General features: G+C 70.7%; 16 protein-coding genes. 2 read left to right on the top strand and 14 right to left on the bottom strand.

Going from position 1 to position 26,090, the window contains the following annotated elements:
• Positions 1–63: 63 nt before the first annotated feature.
• The 12 genes from ACIO6U_RS19925 to ACIO6U_RS19870 all read right to left on the bottom strand — a co-directional run bounded on the left by ACIO6U_RS19925 (position 64) and on the right by ACIO6U_RS19870 (position 19,468).
• The gene (locus ACIO6U_RS19925; protein WP_401720755.1) at positions 64–1,299 is read right to left on the bottom strand and encodes an epoxide hydrolase family protein; all 1,236 of its coding nucleotides are present in this window, start codon (positions 1,297–1,299) and stop codon (positions 64–66) included.
• Positions 1,300–1,442: 143 nt separating this feature from the next.
• Positions 1,443–2,984, bottom strand: a complete 1,542-nt coding sequence (locus ACIO6U_RS19920) for a glycoside hydrolase family 88 protein (RefSeq protein WP_401720752.1) — start codon at positions 2,982–2,984, stop codon at positions 1,443–1,445.
• A gap of 63 nt (positions 2,985–3,047) precedes the next feature.
• Positions 3,048–5,441 carry a polysaccharide lyase 8 family protein gene (locus ACIO6U_RS19915; protein WP_401720749.1) on the bottom strand — a complete coding sequence of 798 codons (2,394 nt, stop codon included), beginning with the start codon at positions 5,439–5,441 and terminating at the stop codon, positions 3,048–3,050.
• A gap of 301 nt (positions 5,442–5,742) precedes the next feature.
• Positions 5,743–7,032 (bottom strand): SGNH/GDSL hydrolase family protein, encoded by a 1,290-nt coding sequence (locus tag ACIO6U_RS19910; protein WP_401720746.1) that lies wholly within the window; start codon positions 7,030–7,032, stop codon positions 5,743–5,745.
• A 194-nt stretch (positions 7,033–7,226) separates the two neighbouring features.
• The gene (gene msrA, locus ACIO6U_RS19905) at positions 7,227–7,739 is read right to left on the bottom strand and encodes a peptide-methionine (S)-S-oxide reductase MsrA (RefSeq protein ID WP_355343668.1); all 513 of its coding nucleotides are present in this window, start codon (positions 7,737–7,739) and stop codon (positions 7,227–7,229) included.
• A gap of 215 nt (positions 7,740–7,954) precedes the next feature.
• Positions 7,955–8,764, bottom strand: a complete 810-nt coding sequence (locus ACIO6U_RS19900) for a phosphatase (RefSeq protein ID WP_401720743.1) — start codon at positions 8,762–8,764, stop codon at positions 7,955–7,957.
• Positions 8,765–8,857: 93 nt separating this feature from the next.
• A complete protein-coding gene (locus tag ACIO6U_RS19895) occupies positions 8,858–12,949 on the bottom strand; it encodes a discoidin domain-containing protein (protein WP_401720740.1) in 4,092 nt (1,363 codons plus the stop codon).
• Positions 12,950–13,370: 421 nt separating this feature from the next.
• A complete protein-coding gene (locus tag ACIO6U_RS19890) occupies positions 13,371–14,879 on the bottom strand; it encodes an alpha-N-arabinofuranosidase (RefSeq protein ID WP_401720738.1) in 1,509 nt (502 codons plus the stop codon).
• Positions 14,880–15,021: 142 nt separating this feature from the next.
• Positions 15,022–15,957 (bottom strand): ABC transporter permease subunit, encoded by a 936-nt coding sequence (locus ACIO6U_RS19885; protein WP_391164217.1) that lies wholly within the window; start codon positions 15,955–15,957, stop codon positions 15,022–15,024.
• Positions 15,947–16,864, bottom strand: coding sequence for a carbohydrate ABC transporter permease (locus tag ACIO6U_RS19880; protein WP_401720734.1), 918 nt, complete (start codon positions 16,862–16,864; stop codon positions 15,947–15,949). Before ACIO6U_RS19880 ends, ACIO6U_RS19885 begins: the two co-directional genes overlap by 11 nt.
• 5 nt (positions 16,865–16,869) lie before the next feature.
• On the bottom strand, positions 16,870–18,150 hold the full coding sequence (locus ACIO6U_RS19875; RefSeq protein WP_401720731.1) for an ABC transporter substrate-binding protein: 1,281 nt from the start codon (positions 18,148–18,150) through the stop codon (positions 16,870–16,872).
• Between the two features lie 274 nt (positions 18,151–18,424).
• Positions 18,425–19,468, bottom strand: a complete 1,044-nt coding sequence (locus ACIO6U_RS19870; protein ID WP_355349695.1) for a LacI family DNA-binding transcriptional regulator — start codon at positions 19,466–19,468, stop codon at positions 18,425–18,427.
• Between the two features lie 293 nt (positions 19,469–19,761).
• Between ACIO6U_RS19870 and ACIO6U_RS19865 the strand changes: the two genes are divergently transcribed.
• A complete protein-coding gene (locus ACIO6U_RS19865) occupies positions 19,762–21,636 on the top strand; it encodes an arabinofuranosidase catalytic domain-containing protein (RefSeq protein WP_401720728.1) in 1,875 nt (624 codons plus the stop codon).
• 85 nt (positions 21,637–21,721) lie between these two features.
• On the opposite strand, the gene ACIO6U_RS19860 is transcribed toward ACIO6U_RS19865, so the two are convergent.
• On the bottom strand, positions 21,722–24,043 hold the full coding sequence (locus ACIO6U_RS19860) for an FUSC family protein (protein WP_401720725.1): 2,322 nt from the start codon (positions 24,041–24,043) through the stop codon (positions 21,722–21,724).
• Between the two features lie 307 nt (positions 24,044–24,350).
• Between ACIO6U_RS19860 and ACIO6U_RS19855 the strand changes: the two genes are divergently transcribed.
• Complete coding sequence (locus ACIO6U_RS19855; RefSeq protein ID WP_188280047.1) at positions 24,351–24,557, top strand: cold-shock protein; 207 nt, start codon at positions 24,351–24,353, stop codon at positions 24,555–24,557.
• 138 nt (positions 24,558–24,695) lie between these two features.
• Here ACIO6U_RS19855 and ACIO6U_RS19850 read toward each other — a convergent pair whose 3' ends face one another.
• A complete protein-coding gene (locus tag ACIO6U_RS19850) occupies positions 24,696–26,027 on the bottom strand; it encodes an ammonium transporter (protein ID WP_401314455.1) in 1,332 nt (443 codons plus the stop codon).
• Between the last annotated feature and the right edge of the window lie 63 nt (positions 26,028–26,090).

Genomic DNA, 26,090 nt, shown 5'->3' with positions numbered 1-26,090 from the left:
GTGTCGATTTTTATCACCGCCATGTCGATTCTGCCGTCCGGGGAAGGAGCGACCTTCCTGCGCTCAGGGCCTGCGCGTGCGGAAGGTGCCGCGGAGGTCGGTGACCCAGGCGTCGGGGTTCTCCCAGGGGATGAAGTGACCGCCGTGGTCGTGGGCGTTCACGTTGACGTGGTGGAACCAGCGGGACTGCGGCCCGGTCTTGAACGCCTGGACGCGGTCGGCGGCGGAGTGAACGCCGGGCGGGTTCTCGTACGTCACGAAGGTGAGGCCGACCGGGGCCTCGACGGCCGGGGGGCGGTCGTGGGCGGGGGTCCAGGGGTAGCGGTTGGCGTTGGCGTAGTACCGCATCGACGTGGCGATGGAGTTGTTGACCCAGTAGATCGTGGCGTGGGTGAGCAGGTCGTCCTTGGTGAAGACGGATTCGAGGTCGCCGCCGTTGTCGCTCCAGGCGTTCCAGCGTTCGAGCAGCCAGGCGAGCAGTCCCGCGGGTGAGTCGCTCAGCCCGTGGGCCAGGGTGGCGCCGTCGAGCATGTGCGCCACCAGGTGGGTCGCCGAGCGGCGGTCCTGTTCGATGATGCGGGCGCGGATGTCGGCGGGCTGGTCGTCGGTGAGGGGCCGGTTCCGGGCGAAGTCCCAGGCGCGGGGGCCGGTGAAGAAGTCGAGGGGCAGCCCCGAGCCGATGTGGATGCCGTACAGCTCGTCGGCGTACTTGTGGCCGAGTTGGCTGGTGACGATCCCGCCGATGTCGCAGCCCCCGGCGGCGTACTTCTCGTATCCCAGGGTCCGGGTCATCAGGGTGTGCCAGAGGTCGGAGACCTTCCAGAAGTTGACGTCGGGGAAGCCGGTGAGCGGGCCGGGGAAACCGAAGCCGGGCAGGGACGGCACGATCACGTCGAAGGCGTCGGCGGGGTCGCCGCCGAAGGCGGCCGGGTCGGCGAGCGGGTCGATCACCTTCGACCAGTGCCAGAACGTCCACGGCCAGCCGTGGGTGAGGATCAGCGGGATCGGGCGGGGGCCGCGCCCCGGCTTGCGCAGGAAGTGCACGGGGACACCGGCGACCTCCACCTGGTAGTGCTCGTAGGCGTTGATGGCGCGCTCGGCCGCCCGCCAGTCATAGCCGTCCTTCCAGTAGGCGACCAACTCCCGCAGATAGCTGGCCGGGACGCCGTACGACCAGTCCTCGTTCCCCTCGTCCAGCGGCGGACGGGTCAGTTCGAGACGGGTGCGCAGGTCGTCGAGGACGCGGTCGGCCACATGGATCGCGGTGGGCTCCAGCGCGATGGGGTGGGCGGTGGTCATGGCGTCGTTCCTTCACCGGGTCGAGGAGAGCGGTGCCGTCGGCCTGTCGGGCCGACGGTCGTAGCGTTCCAGAACCGGGAACGGCGCTCCACCGCCACTCCACCGCCACTCCCCCGCCGCGGATCTGCTCGCAGGAGCCGGCTTCAGCCGTTGACCTGCTCGAAGAAGTAGAGGAAGGCGCCCAGCCCGTGGAAGTCGTTCGTGGCCCGGGACCGGGCGGTGTAATACGCGTAGTCCCCGACATTGGTGCCGACCGAGATCGAGGTCAGATACGTCAGACCGTCGCTGTGCAGGGAGATCCGGTCCAATGCGCCGCGCTTTCCGGCGTCCACCGTGGCCTGGTACGTGGCGGCCGGGACGTATCCGCGCTTGATCGCGGCGTCGGCGGTCAGGGTGAACATCGCCGAGCACGACGTCTCGGTCCAGTTCCCCGCGCTGCTCCCCTTGTCCACGACCTGGAACCACCGCCCGCTGGCCGGGTCCTGGTAGGCGGCGATGCCGCGCACCAGATCGCGTACGGTCGCGGTCAACTGGGCGCGCAGCGGGTGGTCGGCCGGGATCAGGTCGAGGATCTCGGTGGCGGCGACGCCGTACCAGCCGACGGCGCGGCACCAGTATTCGGAGGACAGGCCGCTGGTCGGGTCGGACCAGGTCGCCGCCTTGGACGCGTCATAGGCGTGCTTCAGCAGCCCGTTCGCCTGTTGCAGATGGCCGGCGTAGACCACGAGCTGCTTGGCCGCGATGTCGTAGGACTGCGCGCTGTCGCCGATGTACCTGCCGTACTGCGCCATGAAGGGGTCGGCCATGAAGGTGCCGTCGGACCAGAGCTGGTTGGCCCGGTCGGCGCTGTTGGCGTGCCAGAAGCCGCCGTCGCTCGTGGTCGGGTACCCGGCGCCGGGCAGCAGCCGGTCGTGGATCTGCTTGGCGGCCAGGCCGTACTTGGCCTCACCGGTCTCGCGGTACAGGGCGATCATCACCTGACCCGGCATCATGCTGTCCAGGCTGTTGAAGGTGATGCCGATGTGCCCCGAGGCGTCCACGAAGCGGTCGGCCCACGCCTTGATGTACGCGATCAGGGCCGCCCGGCGCGCGGGGTCCGCCGTGTGCCGGGCGACCTGGTACTGCCCCATCAGGTAGAGCGCGACCGGGTAGCTCCAGCCGCCGACGGTCGCGGGGGTGTAGCGCCGCATGGTGGAGTCGACCAGTGCGTCGGCCCAGTCCGTGCCTCCTGGGTCGGAGACGGTCAGCGAGTCGAGGTTGGGCAGGCCGCCCGCCGTGGCGCCGGTCACGCGGATCGCGTTGGTTCCCGCCCGCAGCGTCACCGGTATCCGGGTGACGGCCCAGGTGTTCCAGTCCGCGGTCGCGGCGAAGGCCGGTGCGGAGATCACCGTGCCGTTGACGCTGACGGTGCCCGCGCGTCCCTCCCCCGTCCCGTTCGCGTGGCGCAGGGCCAGCGCGAAGCCGCCCGCGGCCGGTGCGCTCACGCTGAACTCGACGTACGCGCCCGCCTCGTTGGCGGTGTTGACGAAGCCGGTCCCGGTGTATCCCAGGTGGTCGCGGTCCACCGTCCCGTGGAAGACGGTGGCGTTCTCCGCCTCGTAGAGCGATGACGCGGCGTGCGCCGAGCCCGACGTCACGCCGTAGCTCGCGACGAGCATGCCGATCACCACTGCTAAAGCCCTCATGCGCATGTGCGACTTCCTTATCTCGCGGGCCGACGGGCCGACGGGGTGCCGGGCCGACGGCTGTCAGACGGTGAAGCGTGCGACGAAGGTCCTTCCGGCCGCTCCCGCGACCGCTACCGAGAGGCGGAGGTCGGGCGTCGTGGCGAGGACCGTCACCCCGGGGTCGACGGAGGTGGCGGCCGAGACGGCACCGTCGACGGTGACGACGACCGACCCGGTGAGCTGCTGGGTCGGGTCGCTCACGGCCACGCTGAGCGTTCCGTTCGTCCGGTGCGTGACGACCGATGCGGTCCTGTCGACCTGGATTCCGGCGGCCTTGGGCGCTCCGGCCTGCCAGACGTTGGCCATGGCCACGCCGGAGCCGGAGCGGCTGACGGCCTGCACGGCGGCGGTGTTCGAGGCGACGGTCACGTCGTTCGACGCGGCGAACGCCGAGGTCTGGGCCGAGGTGGCGGCGGGCAGTTGGATGTAGCGGTAGCTGCCCGCGGTCGGGCTCACGCCGTGGTCGACCCACATGGTGACGAACCTGCGGGTGTACGCGGCGGTGTCGTCGTAGACGCCGCGGTGGTCCATGTCGGTCCACTGGCCGGTGCGGTCCTGGCGCAGGAGGGTGACGTGGCCGCCGACCGGGAAGACATAGCCGCCGAGGTTGTCCACGAAGATCGACCGCGGCTGTACCACCGTCGGCGTGTTGCTCGGCGTGGACAGGACAACGTTGCCATCGACGTGGATGTTCGCCTGCCCGTTGGGGCCGGTGTTGCGGTTCTCGATGACCGACTCGATCGTATGGCCGTCGTCGCTGGTGATCCCCGCGCCCAGGCAGATGACGACGTCGTCGACGCAGAACCACGACTTGTGGCCCTTGAGGGTCTGGACGGCGAACGACAGCCCCATACCGGCGGCCACGTTCCCGTCCAGCAGCGCGCCGCCCGCCCAGGTGTTGGTCGAGCCGCGGTTCGCGCCGGGCGCGAGGGTCTTGGTGTCGAGCGTGACCCCGGGCAGCCGGTACTTGTCCGCGGCCGGCCAGTACCCGTTCACCCAGTGACCGGGCTGCGTGGGCAGATACAGGTACGTGGCGCCCTCGCCGGTGTACCAGCCCTGGAGGTTCTCGTTGTTCGCGGATTCGTACGGCTTGATCCGCGTGCTGTCCATCGCGATGCCGAAGGCGAACGTGGGCCGCCGGTGCACGATCCGCGCCATCGAGGTCGACACGACGGAGATGGTGGACTCCGCCGCCGCCGGGATGGCGCTGTCGGCGACGACGGCGCGGCCGAGCGCGATGGACGAGATCCGCACCTGTTCGAGCGGGGCCGCGTCGAAGGCGAAGAAGTCCTGGTAGGTGTCCGCGCCGATCCAGCCCTTGGCCTGCGACCGGACGGTGAGCGCCTGGTCGGCCGGGAAGACGCGGGCGAGTTGGAGCAGGGTGGCGGTGGTGAGGCGGCCGATACGGTGGTCGGTCTCGTAGAAGCGGGAGAGCGCGCGTCCGCGCACCATGTCCATGAACGCCCCGCGGTAGATCCACGGCCGGTAGTTCGCCTGCGTCCAGGTGAAGACGCGCTGCACCTGGTCCGTTGTCGCCGCCCACGGGGTGCCCTGCACGGTGACCAGCAGGTAGGTCAGGTACTGGAGCAGCGACACCCCGTAGGAGCCGTTGTAGGCGTAGACCGCGTGCTGGATGAAGCCGCCGTCGGGGTAGAAGCCGTCGCCGCTGGTGCTGTACGGGAAGAGGTGTGCGATCGCCGCCATGGCGCTGTCGATGACGGTCGCGTCCTGGCTCAGCGCGCCGCGCACGGTCGCGATGGCGCAGTTCCAGTTGAGGTTGGCGCCGGTGGCCGTCCCGCCGTTGACCTTGGTCGGGTCGGGCGCGTAGCGGGTGATCGCGGCCATCGCGGTGGAGATCTGGCTCGCCGAGAGGTGGTCGTACAGGGCGACGCAGGTGTCGTTGAGGGCCAGCGGTATGCCGATCTCGAAGTCCCACCAGTTGTCGTACCGCGCGGTGACGCCGTACTTGTGGGCGAGGAACCAGTCGAGCGCGGATGTGAGGTCCGCCAGGAGCGTCGCGTTGCCCGCCAGCGACGAGCCCGGCGAGGCGTAGGCGAGGGCGAGTTGGCGCAGCCGTCCGATCACGTCGCGCTGGACGGCCGAGACGGTGGAGCTGTTCAGGTCCGCCCACAGGTAGGTGCGGGAGTTGGCGGTGTTCAGCGTCGACCACAGGCCGTTCGCCGTGTCGGCCATCGCCTGCGCGTAGGCGGAGATCACCTGGTCGGAGGCGTCGTAGCTGCCGATCAGCGTGGTGCCCCACTGGGTGCGGACCGTCGCGAAGTCCGAGGCCGTCGCCGCGGCGGCGCGGCTGGGCGCGGCGCCTGCGGTGCCGAGGAACCACGCGGGGGCCAGCGCGGCACCGGCCAGCAGGGCGGAGCGACGGGTGAGGCCGCGGGACGAGTGGTCAACGGACATGGAGCACCCTCACGGTTGGGGGGAGGACATCGGCCACGGGAGCGGCGCGGCCGATCGGGAGACGCTCGGCGCCGTGAGGGATCGTGGCTTCCGGATTCCCGGAAGTCAAGGGATAATACGTATTAGTACGGGGCTCGGCGCCGACCGCCGCGCGTCCGACGGCCGGTCAGCGACCCGCCCAGGACGGCTCGGTGGCGTGCCGGGGCGGCCGTGCCGGAGTGCCGGGCACGGGTCGCTCAGGGCCGAGGCCGGGCACGTCCTGCCGCCGCGCGCCGTGGCCGCCGAGCCGTACGGGGACGGCTCAGCGGAACAGGTCGAGCGGAACGGCGGCGGCCATCGCGGTGTGGCCCGCGTCGTTGGGGTGCAGGCCGTCGCCGCTGCTGTACGCGGCGGCCAGCTTGTCCGGGTCGGCCGGGTCGGCGGTGACGCGGGCGAAGTCGATCACGGCGTCGTACACACCGCTGGTGCGGATCCAATCGTTGACGGCGTTCCGCTTCTCGCCGTTGGCCTGGCTCCAGAAGCCGAAGGTGTCGTCCTTGAAGGGCATGATCGTGCCGCCGATGGCGATCAGGCCCGCGGCGTGCGCGCGCGCCGCCAACTGCTCGTGCCCGGCGATCAGTTGCTCGGCCGTCACCGTCTCGGACAACGGCGCCACGGTGCCCGGATGGCCGAGGTCGTTCACGCCGATCAGGGTGATGACGTACGCCGCCGCGGGCTGGGCGAGCACGTCGCGGTCGAAGCGGCGCAGGGCGCTCGGTCCGAAGTTGAGCGCGTATGCCTCGGCCGGGCTGCCCGCGGGCGGATTGGGGTCGTGCAGCAGGCGGTTGCCGGAGATGCCCGCGTTCACCACCGCGCGGTCGGCGGCCGGGCGGGACGACCGCAGCCGCGCGGCGAGCTGGTCAGGCCAGCGCAGATCGGCGCCGACGGTGCTCTTGCCGCCGTCGGTGATCGAGTCCCCGAGCGCGACGATCGCGGACGCCTGCCGTCCGGCCCGGACGCTGACACCGGAGACGAGGTACACCGCCTGCGGCTCGGCGGTCGGCGTGACCGGCGTCGCGCCGGTGACGTTGCCCGCGGCCACGGCGTTCTTCTGGAGGGCGTACGCGTGCAGGCTGGTGGCGGCCGTACGCTCGGGCAGGTAGAGGCTCACGACCAGGTCGGCGCCGCCGGGCAGGGCCAGGTCGACGGGATCGCTGACGGCCGGAGCTCCGGCCGGGATCAGGACGGAACCGCTGCCGCCGAACGTCACCCGGCGGTCGGTGGCCGGGACGATCGCCGTGCCCCGCGTTCCCGCGCGGCGGGCGACCCGTACCTCGCCGATGGACGCGGCGCTCTCACCGAATTCGTTCGTCAGCCGTAACCGGAGCGCGGAGCCGCCGAGGCTCAGACGCAGCACATGGCGGACCGTCTGGTTCTCCAGGTGGACGACGGCGGCCGTCGGCGCGGCGTTCGGCGACCCGGCCCAACTGCCGACCCACTCGGCCCCCGGGCCGCGGGGGCGCGCGTGTGCGGGCTCCGCGGAGGCCAGGGATCCGGCGCCGGACGCCGCCGCGGAGGCGGCACCCGCGAGCAACAGAGCCCTGCGCCCCATGCCACGCCTCGGCGTCCCGCCCGACGATGAACCCGACATCTGGCCTCCCCGGATACCAGTCGCCGCGCGCACTGTATGCGCCACGGTCCGACGCTATCAATGGGGCGTCGGACGGCCGGCGGGGAAAGGCCGGATGCCGTAACCAGCGGTGCCGGGCGTGCCGGGCGTGCTGAGTTTGCTGGGCGTGCCGGGCGTCAGTCCTTGGTACGGGCGGGCAGGCGCCAGCCGGGGCGTACGTAGTGGCAGGTGTAGCCGTCGGGGTAGCGCTCCAGGTAGTCCTGGTGCTCGGGCTCGGCCTCCCAGAAGGTACCGGCGGGCGACACCTCGGTGACGACCTTGCCGGGCCACAGGCCGGAGGCGTCGACGTCGGCGATCGTGTCCTCGGCGACGCGCTTTTGCTCGTCGTCCTCGTAGAAGATGGCCGACCGGTAGCTGAGGCCCATGTCGTTGCCCTGGCGGTTCTTCGTGCTCGGGTCGTGGATCTGGAAGAAGAACTCCAGCAGCGCCCGGTAGTCGGTCCGCTCCGGGTCGTAGGTGATCTCGATCGACTCGGCGTGGGTGCCGTGGTTGCGGTACGTGGGGTTCGGCACGTCGCCGCCCGCGTATCCGACCCGGGTGTCCGTCACGCCGGGCAGGCGTCGGATCAGGTCCTGCATGCCCCAGAAGCATCCGCCGGCGAGGACGGCCTTCTGTGTCTGAGCGGTCATCTCAGTCCTCCTCGTGTTCCTTGGCGGTAACACACGGCGGACGCCCCGTGTTCCGGGGCGTCCGCGGCGGTCTCTGCGGTGCTTCGGGCACCCACGGGAAGCCTACTGGCCGTGGGCGGCCGGTGGGTCCCGCCGGGGCGACGCGGCTGCGTTCCGCGGGGTCGTACGGGGCGGGTCGCGGTCGTACCGGCGCGTCGTACGGGCTCGCGCGGGCCTCAGGCGGTGAGCCCGGCCTCCGACAGCAGATAGGCGGTCATCGGCTCGTACGCCTGCGGGTCCACCACGTGGTCGTCGAGCGGGACGGTCACCGCGATGGTGCCCTCCGCCTCGCCGAGGAAGAGCGCCGGATCGTTGCAGTCGGCGAAGGCGACGGTCCTGATCCCGCGCTGGCCCGCGCGGCCCGCCCAGCCGTGGTCGGCCACCACCAGGTCGGGCAGCGGCTCGCCCGCGGCGGTCAGCGCGTCGAGAATGGCCGACATCGGCTGCGGCGCGTGGGTGTGCCACAGGGTGGCACCGTCCTCCAGCACGGCGACGCCGCCGAACTGACGGACGTCGCCGTAGGAGTCGTCGTCGCCCTCGGTGGTGGACAGGCCCTTGGGAATGGCGACGACAGTGGCCCCGGCCGCGCGCAGCGCCCGCGCGATGGCCTGGTGCACATCGAGCAGCCCGCCGGGGTGCCCGGTGGCGACCAGCACCCGCCACCGCTGCCGGGCCGCCTCCCGCAGGACGGCCGCCATCCGGTCGAGTCCTTCCACGGTGAGCCGCGCGTCGATGGTGTCCTGACCCTGGAGGTGTCCGGGGTCGGCCACCACGCCGACGCGCTCGGCCATCACGGCCAGCACCGTCTCCTCGGTCCACCGCTCCCCCAGCTCCAGCCCCAGCCAGAAGCGCCGGTTCCCCTTCGCCAGCTCGCTGTAGTGGCGCAGATTCCCCTGCCGCGGGGTGGCGACGTCCCCGGCGATGCGGGTCCGTCGCAGATGGTCGATCAGCTCGTCACGCGAAAAACGTATATCCACCGAATCCATGCCCCCATTCTCCGTGTCCCCCGCCGTCCGCCGACGGCGGGGGTAGGACTGACCTGCGGATTCCCCCGCCGCCGCCCGCCTCGCGTCCCGGGGTCAGGGGCGGGTGAGGGTGGTGGGGGTGGTGTAGGACTCGGCGCGCAGGGCGGGGCGGGAGGAGGGGAGGGCGGCGGCGGGGAAGGTCAGGGTGAGGGTGCGGGACTCGCCGGGCAGCAGCCAGAGGTAGTTGTCGCTGTAGAGGGTGGGCAGGACGCGCTCGCCGGTGTGGTCGTCGAGGAGCGACAGCCGGACCATGGCGGCGACGGCGGAGCCGCGGTTGCGGACGGTGGCGGTGAGGTTGCGGCGGGCGCCGGAGTGGGAGACGCGGCCGAGGTCGGTGGACAGGCGGGTCTGCTTGGCCTTGTTCAGGGCCCGCATGTCCTTGGTGTCGCGGTAGCGCCAGTAGGTGTTCTCGGACAGCACGCGGCCGAGCGGGTCCTCCAGGCGGAGCCGGAGCAGGTGAAAGGACGGCAGGGTGTCCATCCGGTCGGCGGTGAAGGCGGTGACCGACGACGACGGCGCGATGTTCACCAACTTGCGCTGTTCCGGGACGAGCCGGCGGCCGTCGAGGTCGTAGTAGTTGGCCGTCACCCGGGCGCCGGTGACCGTGTGCGGGGTGTGGTTGACGGCGATGACCTGCCACTTGTCGGGGTCGGCCTGGACGTGCAGCGCCTCGCACGCCTTGCGGGCCCCGTAATAGGTGCCGTTGACGTCGAAGTCGTAGTCGTAGGTCTGCCACACCGTGCTGTGCCACGCCGGGTGGGACATCCACAGCATCAGGCCGCTGGCGTCCTTCCACAGGTTGGCGTTCCACGCCTCGAACATGGCGCGGGTGTTCTCGTAGTTGACGAACTGCGCCTTGCGCGCGAAGTCGTCGAGGCCGGTGGCGGTGTCGAGGCGGGCCTCGATGGCGGCCTGGTAGTTCTGCGGCGCCTGATTCCCGCGTGTGCTCCAGTCGTGGTAGTACCAGGCCGCGCCGACCGGCCACTCCGGCTCGTCGCCGACGAGATTGCGCATGCTGGCGGCCGTGGACACCACCGGCATGCCGATCTCGGTGTGGAAGCCGAAGCTGCCGCTGCCGTACGTGGACGGCGCGTAGTAACGGGCGGGCTCCACCCATCCGTAGGGGCCGCCGCCGGTGATGATGCCGCCCGCGGAGTTGTTCTGGTACATCACGCCGGGCGCCTCGGAGGTGACGGCGTCGCGCATGCCGGTGTCGATCGCGGCGGGCGGATTGCCCTCGTTGGCCCCGCACCACACGACGACGCTGGGGTGGACGCGGTAGCGCCGTACGGTGTCGCGCGCCAGGTCGTTGTACGCCTGGTGGTCCGGCGGGTCCATGCCCCACGCGTTGGGGAAGTCGTTCCACACCAGCAGGCCGTGCTCGTCGCAACTGGCGAAGAACTCCTCGCGGTTGCTGCTGGCCACCCAGTTGCGGATCATCGTGAAGTTCATGTCGCGGTGCATCCGCACGGCGGCGTCCATCCGCGCGGCGGGCATCCGGCGCAGCAGTTCGTCCCAGCCCCAGTTGCCGCCGCGGCAGAAGACCCGGACGCCGTTGACGCTGATCTTCAGTGGTTCGGGCGTGTTGTCGACGGACTTCACGTCCGTCCAGGTCTTCGCGTCGGCGGACACCTGGATCGTGTACGTCTTCGGGTAGGCCGCTTCCCACACGATGACGACGCGGTCGAAGCTCTGGGCCGAGCCGAGGTCGACCTGGATCCACTGGTTGTCCAGATACTCCGACGACCAGCGGGAGTTGGGGTCGCCGTCGGTGGCGTGGGACGCCGGGCTGCCGGAGTCCTCGGAGGAGGCGCTCGCGGTCTTGTGGAGCGCGAGGTCGGTGCCGGGCCTGGCGCTGTCGACCACGGAGAGCGTCCACAGCGAGTTGCCCCAACTGGTCGCGCGGGCACCGCCGTTGATCCGGACGTAGCGGGCGGTCACCGCGCTGAAGTCCTCGGTCTGGAGGCTGGCGTCGCCGCCGTTGAAGGGCAGCGGGACCGCGGAGTTGTCGACGGACTTCGCGTCGGTCCAGGCCGAGCCGTCGGCCGAGACCTGGACGACGTACGTGCGCGCGTACGCCTGTTCCCACGTCAGGTCGACGCGGTCGAAGGCGACTTGGGCGCCGAGGTCGACCTGGACCCACTGGTCGTCCTCGAAGGACGAGGACCAGCGGGTGCCCTGGTCGCCGTCGGTGACGTTGCCCGGCTGGTGGTCGTCCTCGTCGACCGACGAGGCCGTGGCCGTCTTGCGCAGCGCGAGGTCGGTGCCGGGCGCGGCGCTGTTGACCACCGACAGGCTCCACAACGACGAACCCCAGGCGGTGGCGCGGGTCAGGCAGCGCACCCGTACGTACCGCGCGGTCCGCGCCCCGAGGTCGACGGACTGCGTGTACGCGTCGCCGCCGGCGGTGAAGGGCAGCGGCACGGCGAATTCGTAGCCGAACTGCCGGATGCCGAACCGGGTGGTGCGCCGGTCGCTGGTGCGGCCGTCGACGGTCGCGGTCAGCGTCAGGTCGTGCAGGGCGGCCTCGCCGTAACCGTTGGGCCACCACAGCTTGGAGTTGCGCAGCCGCAGTTTGCCGTACACGGACGGGGTGAAGGTGACGTCCTTGCCGCCGCCTGCGGGCACGGTGACCGTCTGGGTCACCTTGACGTCGTCGAAGGCGGCGGTGACGGTGACGCGCCGCTCGGTGGTGTCGGCGTTGCGCACGGGGACGACGATCGTCACCTCCGCGCTGCGGGTGTCGGGCAGGTCGGGCAGGACGGTGTCGACGCGGGGGTCGCCGATGACGGCGTGGCCGGTGGAGCGCAGCCTTACGTGGTTCCAGATCCCGGAGACGCGGTCGCGTACGGCGGGCATCCAGTCCCAGCCGGAAGAGGCCAGGTAGGTGGGCGAGTTGCGGTTCATCATGGTGGCGCCCGCGTCCACGAAGGCCAGTCCGGCCGCCCCCTTGTCGCCGGGGCTGCCCGGGAACGGCATCGGGGTGATCTTCACGGCGAGGGCCTGTTCGCCGCGGGCGGTGAGCAGCGCCGTCACGTCGTGGGCGGAGCGGGCGAAGGGGTAGGTCAGGCCGCCGACCCGCTTGCCGTTCAACCAGATGTCCGCGGTGTGGTTGACGCCGTCGAACTCCAGCCAGATGTGGCGGCCCGAGCCGGTCGTCAGGTTACGGGGCAGCTCGAAGCCGCGCCGGTACCACCACGAGTGGCGGGACAGCGCCTCGGGGATGTGCAGGTTGTTCAGGCCGGACACGGGGTCGGGCAGATGGCCCTGTTCGACCAGTGAGGCCAGGACCGTGCCGGGCACGGTCGCGGGCAGCCAGCGGCTGGTGTCCACCGACGGGCGGGACAGGTCGGCGCCCTCGCCGCCCGCCCAGTCGTCCATGGTGAGCGTCCAGCCGGACTCCAGCGGCACGGTGCCGTCGGCGGCGGTCTTCAGCGCGGGGGCGTGGTGGTGATGGGTGCCCCAGTCGGTCCAGCCGGTGGCGGCGGGGCGGTGGGCGCGCGAAGTGCCGTACACCGCGAAGCCGTTGAGGCCCAGCGGGTTGGCGTTGGAGCGCTTGCGCACGGTCAGCCGCACCCAGCGCGCGGTGACCTTGCGGTCCAGCGCGATGTCCACGACGCCGCCGGTGCCCGAGGTGGTCCGGTACACGGTGGTCCAGGCGTGCTGGTCGCGCGAGGTCTCGATGACGAAGTCCACCGCGCAGCTCGACAGGATCTCCTGCCCTGTGGTGCTGTCGCGCGGATTGCCGCTGTCGGAGGGGGTGAAGACCGGGTCGTTGACCGTGGCCTCGAAGGTCAGTTTCACGGAGTCGACCTCGCAGTCCGCCTGGAGGTCGACACAGATCCACTGCGGGTCGCCCGCCGCGGCCCGCCAGCCGGTGCCGCGTACGCCGACGGTGCCGATCCCGTCGACCGCGAATTCGCCGGGCGTGGGGGCGTAGTCCGTGGACGACACGGTGATCGGGCGGTAGGCGGCGAGTTCGGCCCGCGCGGCGGCGGTCCCCGACGGCGCCGCGGGCCCGGCGGCGGGGGCCGGGGTGGTAGCGGAGGCAGCCGTGGGAAAGGCGGTGCCCAGGCCGAAGCCCGCCAGGAGGGTGGAGCCGGTGGCGACGATCCTTCGCCGGGAAAGGTGCGGCTGATCCGACATGTCCAAAAAGTCCAATCCCACGTGAGCCGACGGAACGATCGACCCGGCTCTCAACTCGGATGACAACGTTGCCATAGGCTGTAATCCCTACCGGCTTCTGTCAAGACCTGCCGCGATGTCCGAATCTCCGACACGGATGGAAAAGGGGGTGAGCGGCGAGCGAGGGACCGTTGTCGAGCGATGCCGACACGCGACGTCAGCTGGCCTTTCCGCCCCCGGAGGGGCGGCGCCGCCCGTGCGTACCGGCCGCCCGCGAACGGCACGCCTTCGTGCGGATTCGCGTGAGCCGCCGCCCCTCCCCCGCGCGCGGTCCGGCCGGGCGGCGCCGCCCGGTCGGACCGCGTGCGGCATATCCGGCCTACGGGTCGAAACGGCTCCGGGGTACGGGCGCCGCGGGGCAGGAGGCAGGGGGTCCGGTGGATCAGCTCGTGATCGGCGCCGTCCGGATCATCGTCCAGGAGACCGGCGGAAGCTCGGCGGACAGACCATTGGCGTCCACGAAGTGCCGGGTGCTGGAGCGCGGTTCGACGCGGCCGGGGGCCGTCCTGGAATTCGTGGCGAGCAGGTCCTGGCCGCCGAGGACGACGTGTTCGACCACGTCGTGCTCGGCGCCGGCCATCCGCAGCCGCAAGGTGGCCGCCTGGGTGTCGTCCCGGTTGACGGCGAAGATCGTCGTCTCGCCGGTCTCGGGGTCGCGGGTGGCGGTGACGTCGACGGCGGCGACATCACCGAGCGTCGTGGAGTGCAGGACGGGTGAGTCCGGCTCGACGCGCAGGACGTCGCCGCGGGCGTGCCGGGCGGTGAGGGCGAAGGGGTAGAAGATGGTCTGCCGCCAGGCCCCGGTGTCGGGTTCGGTGCGGATGGGCGCGATGACGTTGACGAGCTGCGCGAGGCAGGCGATGGTCACCCGGTCGCTGTGCCGGAGCAGGCTCATCAGGAGGTTGCCGAGGACGACGGCGTCCTCGACGGTGTACTCGTCCTCGATCAGCCGGGGCGCCCGGGCCCATTCGAGGTTGTCCTGGCCCTCGAACCGGCTCTCGTACCAGAGATTCCACTCGTCGAAGGAGAGCTGGAGCTTGCGGCGGGAGCGCTTCTTGGCGGCGATGTGGTCGCAGGTGGCGACGACCCCCTCGATGAAGGTGTCCATGACCTGCGCGGAGGCGAGGAAGCCCACGCGGTCGTCGCCGTGCTGCTCGAAGTACGCGTGCAGCGAGATGTAGTCGACCACGTCGTACGCCTCGTCCAGGACGTCGGCCTCCCAGGAGCCGAAGGTCGGCATCCGTTCGTTGGAGCTTCCGCAGGCGACGAGCTCGACGGACGGGTCGATCCGGCGCATGGCCTTCCCGGTCTCGGCGGCCAGGCGGCCGTACTCGGTGCCGGTCTTCTGGCCGACCTGCCAGGGGCCGTCCATCTCGTTGCCCAGGCACCAGGTCTTGATGCGGTGCGGTTCGCGGACGCCGTGGGCGATGCGCAGGTCGGAGTAGCGGGTGCCGCCGGGGAAGTTGGCGTATTCGAGCAGATTGCAGGCGTCCTCGACGCCGCGGGTGCCGAGGTTGACGGCCATGATCGGTTCGACGTCGGTCTGTCTGGCCCAGGCCATGAACTCGTTGAGCCCGAAGGTGTTGGGTTCGAGCGAGCGCCAGGCCAGGTCGAGGGCGACCTGGCGCTCGTCGCGGGGGCCGACGCCGTCCTCCCAGCGGTAGCCGGACACGAAGTTGCCGCCGGGGTAGCGGACGGCGCTCACGCCGAGTTCACGGGTGAGCTTGATGACGTCGAGCCGCAGGCCGTCGGCGTCCGACTCGGGGTGGCCGGGTTCGTATATGCCTCCGTAGACGCAGCGGCCCATGTGTTCGACGAAGGAGCCGAACAGGCGCGGCGGAACCGGGGCGATGACGAAGGCGGGGTCGATGGTCGCGGTGCAGGTGAGCACTCCGGTCTCCGGTTTCTCTGTGATGTCTCAGCGAAATGGGCATGGCGGAAATAGGGCGGGCGGAAGGAGCGGTACGGCGTGGCGGGGGGATGGCGGGGCGGCCGCGGGCGCGGAAAGGCGGCGGGGAATCGGCCGGGCGGCGCTATTTGATTCCCGTGGTCGCGACGCCCTGCACGAAGAAGCGCTGGAGGACGAGGAAGGCGATGGCCAGGGGACTCAGGGAGATCGCGGCGCCCGCCATGAGCGCGGCGTGGTCCACACCCGACTGACTGGAGAACAGCGTCAGGGCCGCGGGCAGCGTCTGCATGTCGACGTTGTTCGTCACGACAAGCGGCCACAGGAAGTCGTTCCACAGCGCGGCGAACTGGATGATGAACAGCGAGGCGAGGGCCGGTTTGGCGTTGGGCAGGATGATCCGCCAGTAGACCGTGAAGTCGTTGGCCCCGTCGATCCTGGCCGCGTCGTCCAGTTCGCGCGGCAACTGCATGAAGAACTGGCGGAGCAGGAAGATGCCCAGCGCGCTGGTCGCGCGGGGAATGATCAGGCCCTGGTACGAATTGAGCCAGCCGAGGTGGAACAGGGTCAGGAAGACCGGTACGAGGGTGACCTGGAAAGGCACCATCAGCGTGGCCAGGATCAGCAGGAACACCACGTTCTTGCCCCGGAAGCGCAGCCTGGCCAGCGCGAACGCGGTCATCGAGTCGAACAGCAGCAGGAGCACGGTCGTGCCGCCCGCGAAGACGAACGTGTTGAGCACGAGCTTGCCGAACGGGAGTTGGCCGAGCACCGCGCGGACGCCGTGCAGGGTCCAGTCCCGCGGGATCAGCCGGGCGGGGTCGGCGTACAGGTCGGCGTTGGTCCTGAAGGCGACGCCGAGCATCCAGACGAACGGGATGATCATCGCGACCGCGCCGACGGTGACGGCCGCCCAGGACAGGACCGTGCCGCACCTGGCGCCGTACCGGACGGCGACCTTGGCCGCGGGCCACAGGCGTACCGGCCCGGTCGGCCGGGGGCCGTTCCCGTACGGGCTCGCGCCGCCCTTGGCGGGGCGCGGCCGGAGTGTGTCAGTCGGCATCGCGGAACCTCGACAGACGCAGTTGGAGTGCGGAGATCGCCAGGATGATCACGAAGAGAATCCAGGCGACGGCGCTGGCGTAGCCCATCTGGAATTCCACGAAACCCTTCTGGTACAGGTACATCACGACGGATTCCGTGTGGAAGATCGGCCCGCCGCTGGTCATGGAAAAGACCAGGTCGAACAGTTGCAGCCCGGTGACCGTGGCGATCAGCGTGGTGAACAGCAGTGCCGGGCGCAGCGCGGGCAGGGTCACATGGCGGAATCGCTGCCACGCGCCCGCGCCGTCGAGCGCCGCCGCCTCGTACAGGTCGGGCGGGATCTGCTGCATACCGGCGAGCAGCACGATCATGGTGAATCCGACGTTCTTCCAGATGCCCACGGCAATGACGGTGGGCAGCGCCAGCGAGGTGGATTGCAGCCATTCGGGAGGCGTGACGCCGATTCCGGAGAGCCAGGCGTCGACCAGGCCGACCTGCGGGTCGAGCAGGAATTTCCAGACGATGCCGCTCACCACGAGCGAGGCGATGAAAGGGAAGAAATACGCGGTGCGCAGCAGCGCCGAATACCAGGTCGTCCTGCGCAGCCGGGAGGCGATGGCCAGCGCGATCAGCACTTGTCCGACGGAGACGGCGGCGGTGTAGATCACCGTGACGCGCAGCGCGTTCCAGAACCGCGAATCGTGGTAAAGCGCCGTGTAGTTGTCGAGACCTACGAATTTGTGGTGGGCCTCGCCGACGGTCCAGTCGTGCAGGCTCATCCAGCCGGACTGGACGATCGGCTCCGCGATGAACACCCCGATCAGCAGGACGCTCGGCAGGATGAACAGATAGGCGCTGTTGATACGGGGCCTGCGCCGCCGTACGGGTGCGGGCTTCCCGGCGGAGGGGAAGGGTGTGCTCGACATGAGGGCTACTTCTTGCAGCCGCTGAGCGAATTGATCGCCTTGGCGGCCGAGTCGGCGGCGGACTGGACGTCGGCGCCGCGTTCGATCTTCTGGATCAGCGGGACGTAGACGTCGCTGTCGATGCGGGTCGAGTTCTGCTGGCCCGCGAGGTAGAGCTTGGCGTGCGGCAGCGCGGCGGCGAACTGCGCGACGGTGGGATCGCCGTTGACGGCGCCGCCGAGGTCGGTGCGGGCGGGCGGGAAGCCGGAGACCTTCGAGAACCGCGTCTGGGCTGCCTTGCCGGTATACCAGGCGAGGAATTCCTTGGCCTCGGCCTGGTGCTTGGAGGTGCGGGCGATCATCAGCGGGACCGTCGAGGCCAGTGTCACCGGGCCCGCGGAGCCGACCGGGACCTGGGCGATGCCGAGGTCGACGCCCGCGGACGTGAAGCCCGCGGCGGCCCACGGGCCGTTGATCTCCATCGCGGCCTTCTTGGCGGAGAACAGCGTGTCGGCGTCCGCGCCCGCCTGGCCGACCGGGCTGATGTGGTCCTGGCTGACCAGGCGGCTCCAGCGGGTCAGCGCCTGGACGCTGGCGGGGCTGTTGACGACGGCGCAGTTGTCGGGGCCGACGATGTCGCCGCCGCTCATCCACTGGAGGATCGGCCACATCTGGATCGTGTTGTTGTCGGCGAGCGAGAGGCCGTACTGGCTGGGCTTGCCGCCCGATCCCTTGGTGAGCTTCTTGGCGTCGGCGATGAACTCGTCCTCGGTGGCGGGCGGCCGGCTGATGCCCGCGGCGGCGAACATCGCCTTGTTGTAATAGAGCACGAGCGTGGCCATGTTGGCGGGTACCGCGTAGAGCTTGCCGTCGACGGTGAAGGCGGACTTCACGGCGGCGGGGAAGGCGGCGGAGTCGATCTGTCCGGTGCCGGCGCCGACCGCGGGGTCGAGCGGCAGCACCGAGTTGGTCTTGATGTAGGTGAAGATCGCGCCCGGGTCGGAGCTGGGGGTCGCCAGGTCGGGGCCCTGGCCGGTGGCCCAGGAGGCGGGCAGCTTCTGACCGATGGTGGCCCAGGGTTCGGCCGTCATCGTGACCTGGATCTTGGGGTGGCCGGCGTTGAACTCCTTGATCAGCGCCTGGTACGAGGGGGCGTCGGGGCCGGTGAAGCCGGTGAGCATGGTCAGCTTGACCACGCCGCCGGAGGTACCGCCGCCCGCGCCGTTGTCGCCGCAGCCGACGAGGAGGAGTGAGACCGTGGTGGCGGCGGCGAGTGCCGCGGCCGTTCTCCCGAATCTGACGTACATACCGATCGTTCCATTCCGTTCGGTGCCCCGTCGCTGCGGGGTCGGAGGGTCGATGTGGATGTCTCCTTCTGCGCACCGCCCGTCCGGGGGCGCGCACCGCCCGTCTCCGGGCGTCAATCACCCGTCCGCGGGCGTGCGTCAGCCGCGTGCGGGTGTGGACCACCCGTCACCGGCCACGTACCGCCGGTCCTGGGCGTGAACCGCCCGTCCGGGCGGGGGTGTTGGGTACGGCGTTGGCCTTCGGCCGTGGCCGGTGGCTGGGCGGGGCGGTCGCTCAGCCGGGGTGGCTTCCGCAGGACTCCCGGATCACGAGGTCGAACGGCAGCACGGTGTGGACCGGGTCGGGTGCGGTCCCGTCCACCAGGTCGAAGAGGATGGCCGCGGCCTTCTGGCCGAGCGATTCGGCGGGGACGTGGACGGTGGTGATCCCCGGCGTGGTGAGCCGGGAGACGCCGAAGTCGTCGTATCCGGCGAGCGCGATGTCCTGCGGTATGCGCAGCCCGCGGGAGCGGATCTCCAGCATCGCGCCGTAGGCCATCTCGTCGTTGGCGGCGAAGATCGCCTGGACGTCGGACATGCTGTCCAGCACCTGCCGTGCGGCGAGCCTGCCGGACTCCTCGCTGAAGTCGCCGACGGCCAGGGTGTGGGTGCAGGGCCGTCCCGAATCGGCGAGCGCGGTGCGGAAGCCCTCGTAACGGTCCACCGCGGTCTGGTGGTTGAGCGGTCCGCTGATGTGGGCGATACGGGTCAGCCCGTGGTCCTCCACCAGGTGGCGGGTGATGGCCGCGGCGCCCGCGATCTCGTCCACCCCGACGCTCACCGCGTGCGGCAGGTGGACGAACCGCCCGATGAGGACCACCGGCAGCGCGGAGTCCACCATGCGGTTGACGTTGGGGTCGCTGATCGAGGCCGAGGCGACGATCGCCCCTGACGCGGCCTGCGAGCGCAGCACCCGCTCGTACGCCGCGACGCCGTGGGTCTCGTCGGGGTTGGTCGACACCATGAGCGCGGCGTCGCGGGTGTTGGCCTCCGCGGTCACCCCCACCAGCAGGTGCATGAAGTAGGGGTGGCCGAAGACGTGCTGGCCGGTGTTGGGCACGACGACCGCGATGGAGGTCGAACGGCCCGCCCGCAGCGCCCGCCCCGCGGAGTTCGGGACGTAGCCGAGCTTGGCCGAGGCGGCCCGTACCGCCTCCTTGGTCGTCTCGCTGATCCGCGGATGGTTCGACAGCGCCATCGAGGCGGCGCTCTGCGAGATCCCGACCGCCGTCGCCACGTCCTTGAGCGTGACGGTGGCGCGCTTGTCCGCCGACGCCATATGGCACCCCTCTCAGCAAGAAGCCACCGCCTGAAGCAGGCAACCACCGTCGGGAAGATACCGGCCGGATGTGGTGCGCCAAGGGTTGCTCTAACGATTCAGCGCCTCGGACGCTAAGTCACGCCGAACCGCTCGTCAAGCCTTCGGGACAAGATTGTCCGGCCTTATGACCGCAGGTTCCGAGGGTTGACGGGCACTACGAGACGCCTCTAGCTTCGAAGTCGCTGAATCGTATGAGCAGTTCGCATCTCTCACCGTGTTCCGTGCCATCCCCCCACGGAGAAAGGTCGACGATGACCGCTTCGACGACGACCGCTCGCGACCACCGACCATCCGCACGCCACCTGTTGAGGCGCTTACGCGGCGTCCTGCTCGCCCTGGGCGCGACCTTGACCCTGACCCTCGGCCTGCTGGTCGGCGTCACCGGTCCCGCGCACGCCGCCGCGAACCAGCCGTGCGACATCTACGGCAACGCGGGCACCCCCTGCGTGGGCGCCTTCAGTACGGTCAGGGCGCTGTACGGCTCGTACAACGGCGGCCTGTACCAGGTCACCCGCGTGCGGGACAACGCCGCCCTCGACATCGGGCCGACCGGGACCGGCGGCTACGCGAACGCCGGTGCGCAGAACGCCTTCTGCAACGGCGCGGTGTGCGTCATCACCAAGATCTACGACCAGTCGCCGCGCCACAACGACCTGACCATCGAGGGTTCGGGCACCGCCGGGGCCGCCGATGTCGGCGCCCTGGCGAACGCGCTGCACGTCACGGTGGCGGGGCACTCCGTCTACGGCGTCTACGTGCCGCCGGGCGTCGGGTACCGCCATGCCGTCGGCTCGGGTGTCGCCGTCAACGGGCAGGCCGAGGGGATGTACATGGTGACCAGCGGCACCCATGTCAACCGCGACTGCTGCTTCGACTTCGGCAATGTCGAGGCGGTCCCGAACGACACGGGCGCCGGTCACATGGACGCGCTCAACATGTCGTTGGCCCGCGCGTGCAGCCCCTGTTCCGGCGACGGTCCGTGGGTGCAGGCCGACCTGGAGAACGGCATCTTCCAGGCGGACACCAACGCCCACAGCGTCAACGGCGGCAATGCGAGCCCCTTCGTCACGGCCGTGCTGAAGAACAACGGCCAGACGTCCTTCGCTCTCAAGGGCGGGAATTCGCAGTCCGGCGGGCTCACGACCTGGTGGAACGGCGCGCTGCCACCGGGCTACGCGCCGATGAGGCAGGAGGGCTCCATCGTGCTCGGCACCGGCGGCGACAACAGCAACCGCGCGGTCGGGTCGTTCTTCGAGGGCGTCATGACCTCCGGCTATCCCACCGACGCGGCGGACAACGCCGTACAGGCGAACGTCGTGGCGGCCGGCTACGCGGGCGACACGGCCGGGGTCGCTCCCGCGACGGTCGCCGCGCCCGGCGGGAAGTGCGTGGACGTGACCGGGGACGACGTCGCGAGCAAGGGCGCCGCCGTCCAGCTCTGGGACTGCCAGAGCGGCGCCGCAGATCAGCACTGGGTGCACGAGCCCGACAGTTCGCTGCGGACGCTGGGCCGCTGCCTGGACATCAACGGCAACGGCACCGCGAACAACACGCAGGTCGAACTCTGGGACTGCAACGGGGTCGGCGGGCAGAAGTGGGTGCAGCGGGCCGACGGCTCGCTGTTCAACCCGCAGTCCGGCCGCTGCCTGGACGCCACCGACGGCGCGACCGCGAACGGCACCCGCCTCCAGATCCACGACTGCAACGGCACGGCCGCCCAGGTCTTCACCGTCAACGGCGGATCGATGATCGCCGGGCCCGGCGCGAAGTGCCTGGACATCACGGGCGACGACATCGGCGGCAATCTGTCCGCGGCGCAGTTGTGGGACTGCCAGTCCTACGCCCGCGACCAGCACTGGGTGCACACGTCCACGAACCGGCTCACCACGCTCGGCCGCTGCCTGGACATCGCGGGCAACGGCACCGCGCAGGACTCGTTGGTGGAGCTGTACGACTGCGACACCGCGGTGGGCGGCCAGGTGTGGGTCCAGCGGTCCGACGGATCGCTGCTCAATCCGCGGTCCGGGCGCTGCCTGGACTCCCCGGACGGCGCCACGGCCAACGGCGCCCGCCTTCGGATCCACGACTGCAACGGCACGGCCGCGCAGAAGTTCGCCCTGAACTGACCGCGGCGGCGCCGAGGCCCGGTGGTGCGGGAGCGCGAGCCCCGTACCACCGGGCCCTGGCTGCCAAGGCTCACGCGCGACCGATTCAGGCCGCCCGGCGGCTGCCGGTCCTGCCGGCCGGCGTCTCGACCGTGACGCCGAGCGGCCGGGCCAGGCCCGCCACGCCCTCGTCCAGCCGCTGGAGGTGGCGCAGCACGCGGAAGGTGACGGAGCCCGAGCGCGGTACGGCGGAGCCGGAGCCCTCCAGCATGGAGGCGATGCTGGGCTCGGTCCGGATCGCGCCCTGCGCCGTCCCGTCCGCTGCCGTCGTACCGTCCTTGGCCCTGCCCTTCCCGCCCTTGTCGTCCTTGATCTCCTCCACATGGGCGATGAGCACGTCGAGGTTGTGCTCCAGGCGTACGCCGACGGCCGTCAGCCGGGGGTCGGCGGCGATGCTCTTGCTGTACGGGACCAGTTCGGCGGTCGCCGCGAGCGAGCGCGCGTGGTAGGCGCAGGTCTCCAGCAGGGCGACCAGATAGCGGGCGGTGCGCCTGCGGCCCCGCAGCGGGGTGATCGGGTGGGTCAGCGGGTGGGTGGAGCGGCGCAGGTCGTCCAGCGCGGTGTCCAGTTCGCGGGCCAGGTCCAGCAGGTCGACGGCCGGGCCGCCGCTGAGCTGGGCGACGGCGGCGGTGGCCACGTCGCGGAGCTTGGCCAGGACGGTGACCAGTTGCTCGTCGGTGCGCAGATCGGTGTGGACCGGGAAGATCAGCACGGCCGCGATGACCCCGCAGGCGGCGCCGAGCGCGGTCTCCTCGATGCGCAGTACGAGCACCGAGACGCTGTACGTGTGCAGCAGGCTGTAGAGCAGGCCGAGCATCGCGGTGACGAAGAACGACATCAGCGCGTACGACACCGGGGCGGTGAAGAACATCGCGAAGATCAGCACCAGGACGAGGGTGAACGCCGTCCAGGTGTGGTTGCCGACGGCCCCGGCGAGCAGCACACCGGCCACCACGCCGCACACCGTGCCGATCAGCCGCCGGTAGCCCTTGACCAGGATCTCGCCGGTCGAGGAGGTGTTGAGGAAGACCACCCAGCAGGTCAGGACCGCCCAGTACCAGCGCTGCGTGGACAGGAACTCGCCGCCGAGGATGGCCAGCGCGGACCCCGCGGAGACCTGGACGGCGGCGCGGGTCGTGCGGCGCTTGAGGCCGGTACGGTCCTGCTCGCTCTCGCCCTCCCCCGCCAGCGCCAGGTCCTCGGCCTCGAACTCCTCGCGGGAGCGGATCGTCTCGGGTGTGTCGTCGGACTCGTCGCCCGGCCCGTCGAGCGCCAGCCGCAGGCCGAGGACGGCGCGCGCGGCCTCGCCGATGCCGCGGAAGGCGTCCTGGACGGCGAGCGAGGCGCGCGGCAGATTCTCGTCGTCGCGGTAGGCCAGCAGGCGGTTGCGCACCTGGGTGACGGCGGTGCCGGGGTCGTCGGTGCCGAGCCGGGTCACCAGCAGGTGCAGCGCCCGCAGCTCGGCGCGCAACTTGCGCAGCGCGTCGTCCTCGTCGTCGGTGCGGCGCGCGGGTGCGGGCAGCGGCGCGTTCGGCAGGTGGAGCGTCAGGGTGTCGGCGCGTTCGGCGCTGCGGGCGGTGAGCAGCAGCAGGCCGAGGCGTTCGACGGCGATCTCGGCGTCCGCGACCCGGCGTTGCAGCAGGGCGGCGGTGGCCTCGTCCTCGGTGCCCACCTCCAGCGCGCTCTGGATCATCAGGGCGGCCTCGTGCAGCCGGGCGACGTCCTTGCGCAGGTCGCCGATGACGCTCTCCAGCCGGTCGGAGTCGGCTTCGAGGAGGTCGATCTGGGTGGCGACGAGCTGGGCGGTTCTGGCGCGGAACGCCTGGCGCAGCCGCCCCAGGGTGCGTTCCGGGGTCTCGGGGACGAGCGCGAAGCGCATGACGGCGCTGCACGCGAAGGCGACGGCCAGCGAGAGGTAGAGCGACGGCAGGCCGGCGCCGGTGGCGTGGACGAACAGGGAGAGGAAGTAGATCTGGAAGCCGATCATGCCGAGCGCGGTGCCGCGTTCGCCGAAGCGGCGGGCGTAGGCGGCGCCGAAGATCAGCAGGATGAAGGCGAGGTCGCCGATGACGATGTGCGGGTTGAGCAGTGCGCCGAGCGACACCGAGGCGAAGGCGGTGGGCAGCCCGAGGGCGAGGGTGACGGCCTGGTCGCGTACCCGCTTCTCGCGGATGGCGAAGGTGGAGACCATGGCGGCCATGGCGCCCGCGACCATATGGGTCACGGAGATGTGCAGCAGGGACAGGATCAGCAGCGCGAGACCGATCGAGCCGACCGTCCGCAGTCCCGCCATCAGCCGCAGCAGGCCGGGGTCGGAGGCCGAGTAGCGGTCCCAGACCCTGTGGCGGATCCTCCGTGCCGTTCTCATCGTGCCGCCGCGTTCCCTCGTCAAGATCGGATCCCGACCCAGCATCCCACGAGCGTGCCCGGCCGGTGCGACCGCCCACCCCCGGACGGGTCAGTGTTGCTCCGGATGACGGGTCGGTCGAGGGCCGGTTTCCGGCCGCGGCGCGGCGCATGTTCGCCCTCCGCGGTCATCCGCGCGATCGGCGTGCATGCGGCGCGCCGCGATGGGGTACGTACGGCTGCGGGTGCCCGTAGGCGGGCGTCCACAGGCCGCGGATCCACCAGGTTCCGCGACCGGTGCAGACCACAGACGCAGAGGACTCACACGCATGGCCAACGGCACGGTGAAGTGGTTCAACTCCGAGAAGGGCTTCGGGTTCATCGCCCAGGAAGGCGGAGGCCCCGATGTCTTCGCCCACTACTCCAACATCCAGGGCAACGGATACCGGGAGCTGACCGAAGGCGAGCCCGTCACCTTCGACGTCACCCAGGGCCAGAAGGGTCCGCAGGCGGAGAACATCGTCCGCGCGGGCTGAGCCGCACACGGTCCTCCGGGTCCGGGTCCGCCGTCATGGCGGGCCCGGACCCGTCCGTTTGCGGGCGACCGCCACGTTTGTGACGCATCCAATGCGATGCCTCGGGTCCGGCCCCCCGCGCGGCGGTCCGTACGAAGGTCAGTTCCGCTCGTGGGAGGCGAGCAGAGTGCGCAGTTGGGCGATGAGATGACTGGGGTCGTTGTCGTCCGTCGGGGCGGCGGGACCGCGCAACGTGTCGGTGACGTCCTGGAGTTGGCTGGCGACGTCCGTGTCGTACGCCTGCTCGTGCTCCACGATGCCGCCGGGCTGGCGCAGCCCGACGGTCTTGTCGACGACCTTGCCGATGACGGCAGTCATGGTGAAGGAGAACAGTCCCAGGACGAGGACGGCGACGAGCTGGTCGCCTAGCAGCCCCCACGAGCCGCCGTAGAACAGGCCCTTCTTGCCGGTGACCGCGCCGGTCGCGGCCAGGCCGGCCATCAGCATGCCGAACAGGCCGCCCCAGCCGTGGATGCCGACGACGTCCAGGGTGTCGTCCACGCCGAGCCGGTACTTCCAGCTCACCGCGAAGGCGCAGGTCAGCCCGGCGAGGAAGCCGATGACGGTGGCCCATACCGGGCTGACCCCGGCGGCCAGCGGCGTCATGGACACCAGGCCGGTGACCGCGCCCATGGAGATGTCGAGCAGGGTGACGCGCCGGTTGTGCCAGTAGCTGGTCGCGGCCCAGCCGATCATGGCCGCGCCCGCCGCGAACTGGGTGTTCACGAACGCCATGGTGGTGCTGGCGGGCCCGTTCAGATAGGAACCGGCGTTGAAGCCGAACCAGCCGAACCACATCAGGGCCAGGCCGATCACGACCAGCGGCAGATTGTGCGGACGGATCGGCTGGCGCTCGAAGTCCTCGCGCTTGCCCGCGACGATGGCCAGGGCGAGACCCGCGGCGCCCGAGCTGAGTTCGACCACGGTGCCGCCGGAGAAGTCGACGGCGCCGACCTCCTTGGCGACCCAGCCGTCGCTGTCGAACACCCAGTGCGCCATGGGCACGTACACCAGCAGCGTCCAGGCGCAGACGAAGGCCGTCCAGCCGCGCATCGTGGCGCGCCCGGCCACCGATCCGCTGATCAGGGCCACGGTGACGATGGCGAAGCTCATGTGGAAGACGGAGTGGATCACGGTGGGCACGTCACCGGTCGCGCTGTTGAGGGAGATGCCGCGCAGGAAGGCGTGGTCGAGGGTGCCGATCATGCCCAGCCCCTCGGCGTCGGGGCCGAAGGCGAGCGAGTAGCCGACCGCCCACCAGATCAGCGTGACGACGGCGACGCAGGCGAAGCACATCTTGAGCATGGCGATGATCTGACTGGTCCTGACCATGCCGCCGTAGAAGAAGGCGAGTCCCGGGGCCATCAGCAGGACCATGGCCGTGGCCATCATCAGCCACGCGGTGTTGCCGGAGTCGAAGTGCTGGTTCATGACAGGTCCTCACACGGACGGCCGGGCGTGGCCGCTGATTCGGGTACGAGTACGGCTGCGGAG

Origin of the sequence: Streptomyces sp. NPDC087422 (genome assembly GCF_044744145.1) — a bacterium.
Lineage (GTDB): Bacteria > Actinomycetota > Actinomycetes > Streptomycetales > Streptomycetaceae > Actinacidiphila.
This window is presented reverse-complemented; position numbering and strand designations above follow the sequence as displayed.

Bases quoted from the DNA above. Each gene is read 5' to 3' on its own strand.
- ACIO6U_RS19925 (WP_401720755.1), bottom strand. From the start codon at position 1,299: ATGACCACCGCCCACCCCATCGCGCTGGAGCCCACCGCGATCCATGTG.
- ACIO6U_RS19920 (WP_401720752.1), bottom strand. From the start codon at position 2,984: ATGAGGGCTTTAGCAGTGGTGATCGGCATGCTCGTCGCGAGCTACGGC.
- ACIO6U_RS19915 (WP_401720749.1), bottom strand. From the start codon at position 5,441: ATGTCCGTTGACCACTCGTCCCGCGGCCTCACCCGTCGCTCCGCCCTG.
- ACIO6U_RS19910 (WP_401720746.1), bottom strand. From the start codon at position 7,032: ATGGGGCGCAGGGCTCTGTTGCTCGCGGGTGCCGCCTCCGCGGCGGCG.
- msrA (WP_355343668.1), bottom strand. From the start codon at position 7,739: ATGACCGCTCAGACACAGAAGGCCGTCCTCGCCGGCGGATGCTTCTGG.
- ACIO6U_RS19900 (WP_401720743.1), bottom strand. From the start codon at position 8,764: ATGGATTCGGTGGATATACGTTTTTCGCGTGACGAGCTGATCGACCAT.
- ACIO6U_RS19895 (WP_401720740.1), bottom strand. From the start codon at position 12,949: ATGTCGGATCAGCCGCACCTTTCCCGGCGAAGGATCGTCGCCACCGGC.
- ACIO6U_RS19885 (WP_391164217.1), bottom strand. From the start codon at position 15,957: ATGCCGACTGACACACTCCGGCCGCGCCCCGCCAAGGGCGGCGCGAGC.
- ACIO6U_RS19880 (WP_401720734.1), bottom strand. From the start codon at position 16,864: ATGTCGAGCACACCCTTCCCCTCCGCCGGGAAGCCCGCACCCGTACGG.
- ACIO6U_RS19875 (WP_401720731.1), bottom strand. From the start codon at position 18,150: ATGTACGTCAGATTCGGGAGAACGGCCGCGGCACTCGCCGCCGCCACC.
- ACIO6U_RS19870 (WP_355349695.1), bottom strand. From the start codon at position 19,468: ATGGCGTCGGCGGACAAGCGCGCCACCGTCACGCTCAAGGACGTGGCG.
- ACIO6U_RS19865 (WP_401720728.1), top strand. From the start codon at position 19,762: ATGACCGCTTCGACGACGACCGCTCGCGACCACCGACCATCCGCACGC.
- ACIO6U_RS19860 (WP_401720725.1), bottom strand. From the start codon at position 24,043: ATGAGAACGGCACGGAGGATCCGCCACAGGGTCTGGGACCGCTACTCG.
- ACIO6U_RS19855 (WP_188280047.1), top strand. From the start codon at position 24,351: ATGGCCAACGGCACGGTGAAGTGGTTCAACTCCGAGAAGGGCTTCGGG.
- ACIO6U_RS19850 (WP_401314455.1), bottom strand. From the start codon at position 26,027: ATGAACCAGCACTTCGACTCCGGCAACACCGCGTGGCTGATGATGGCC.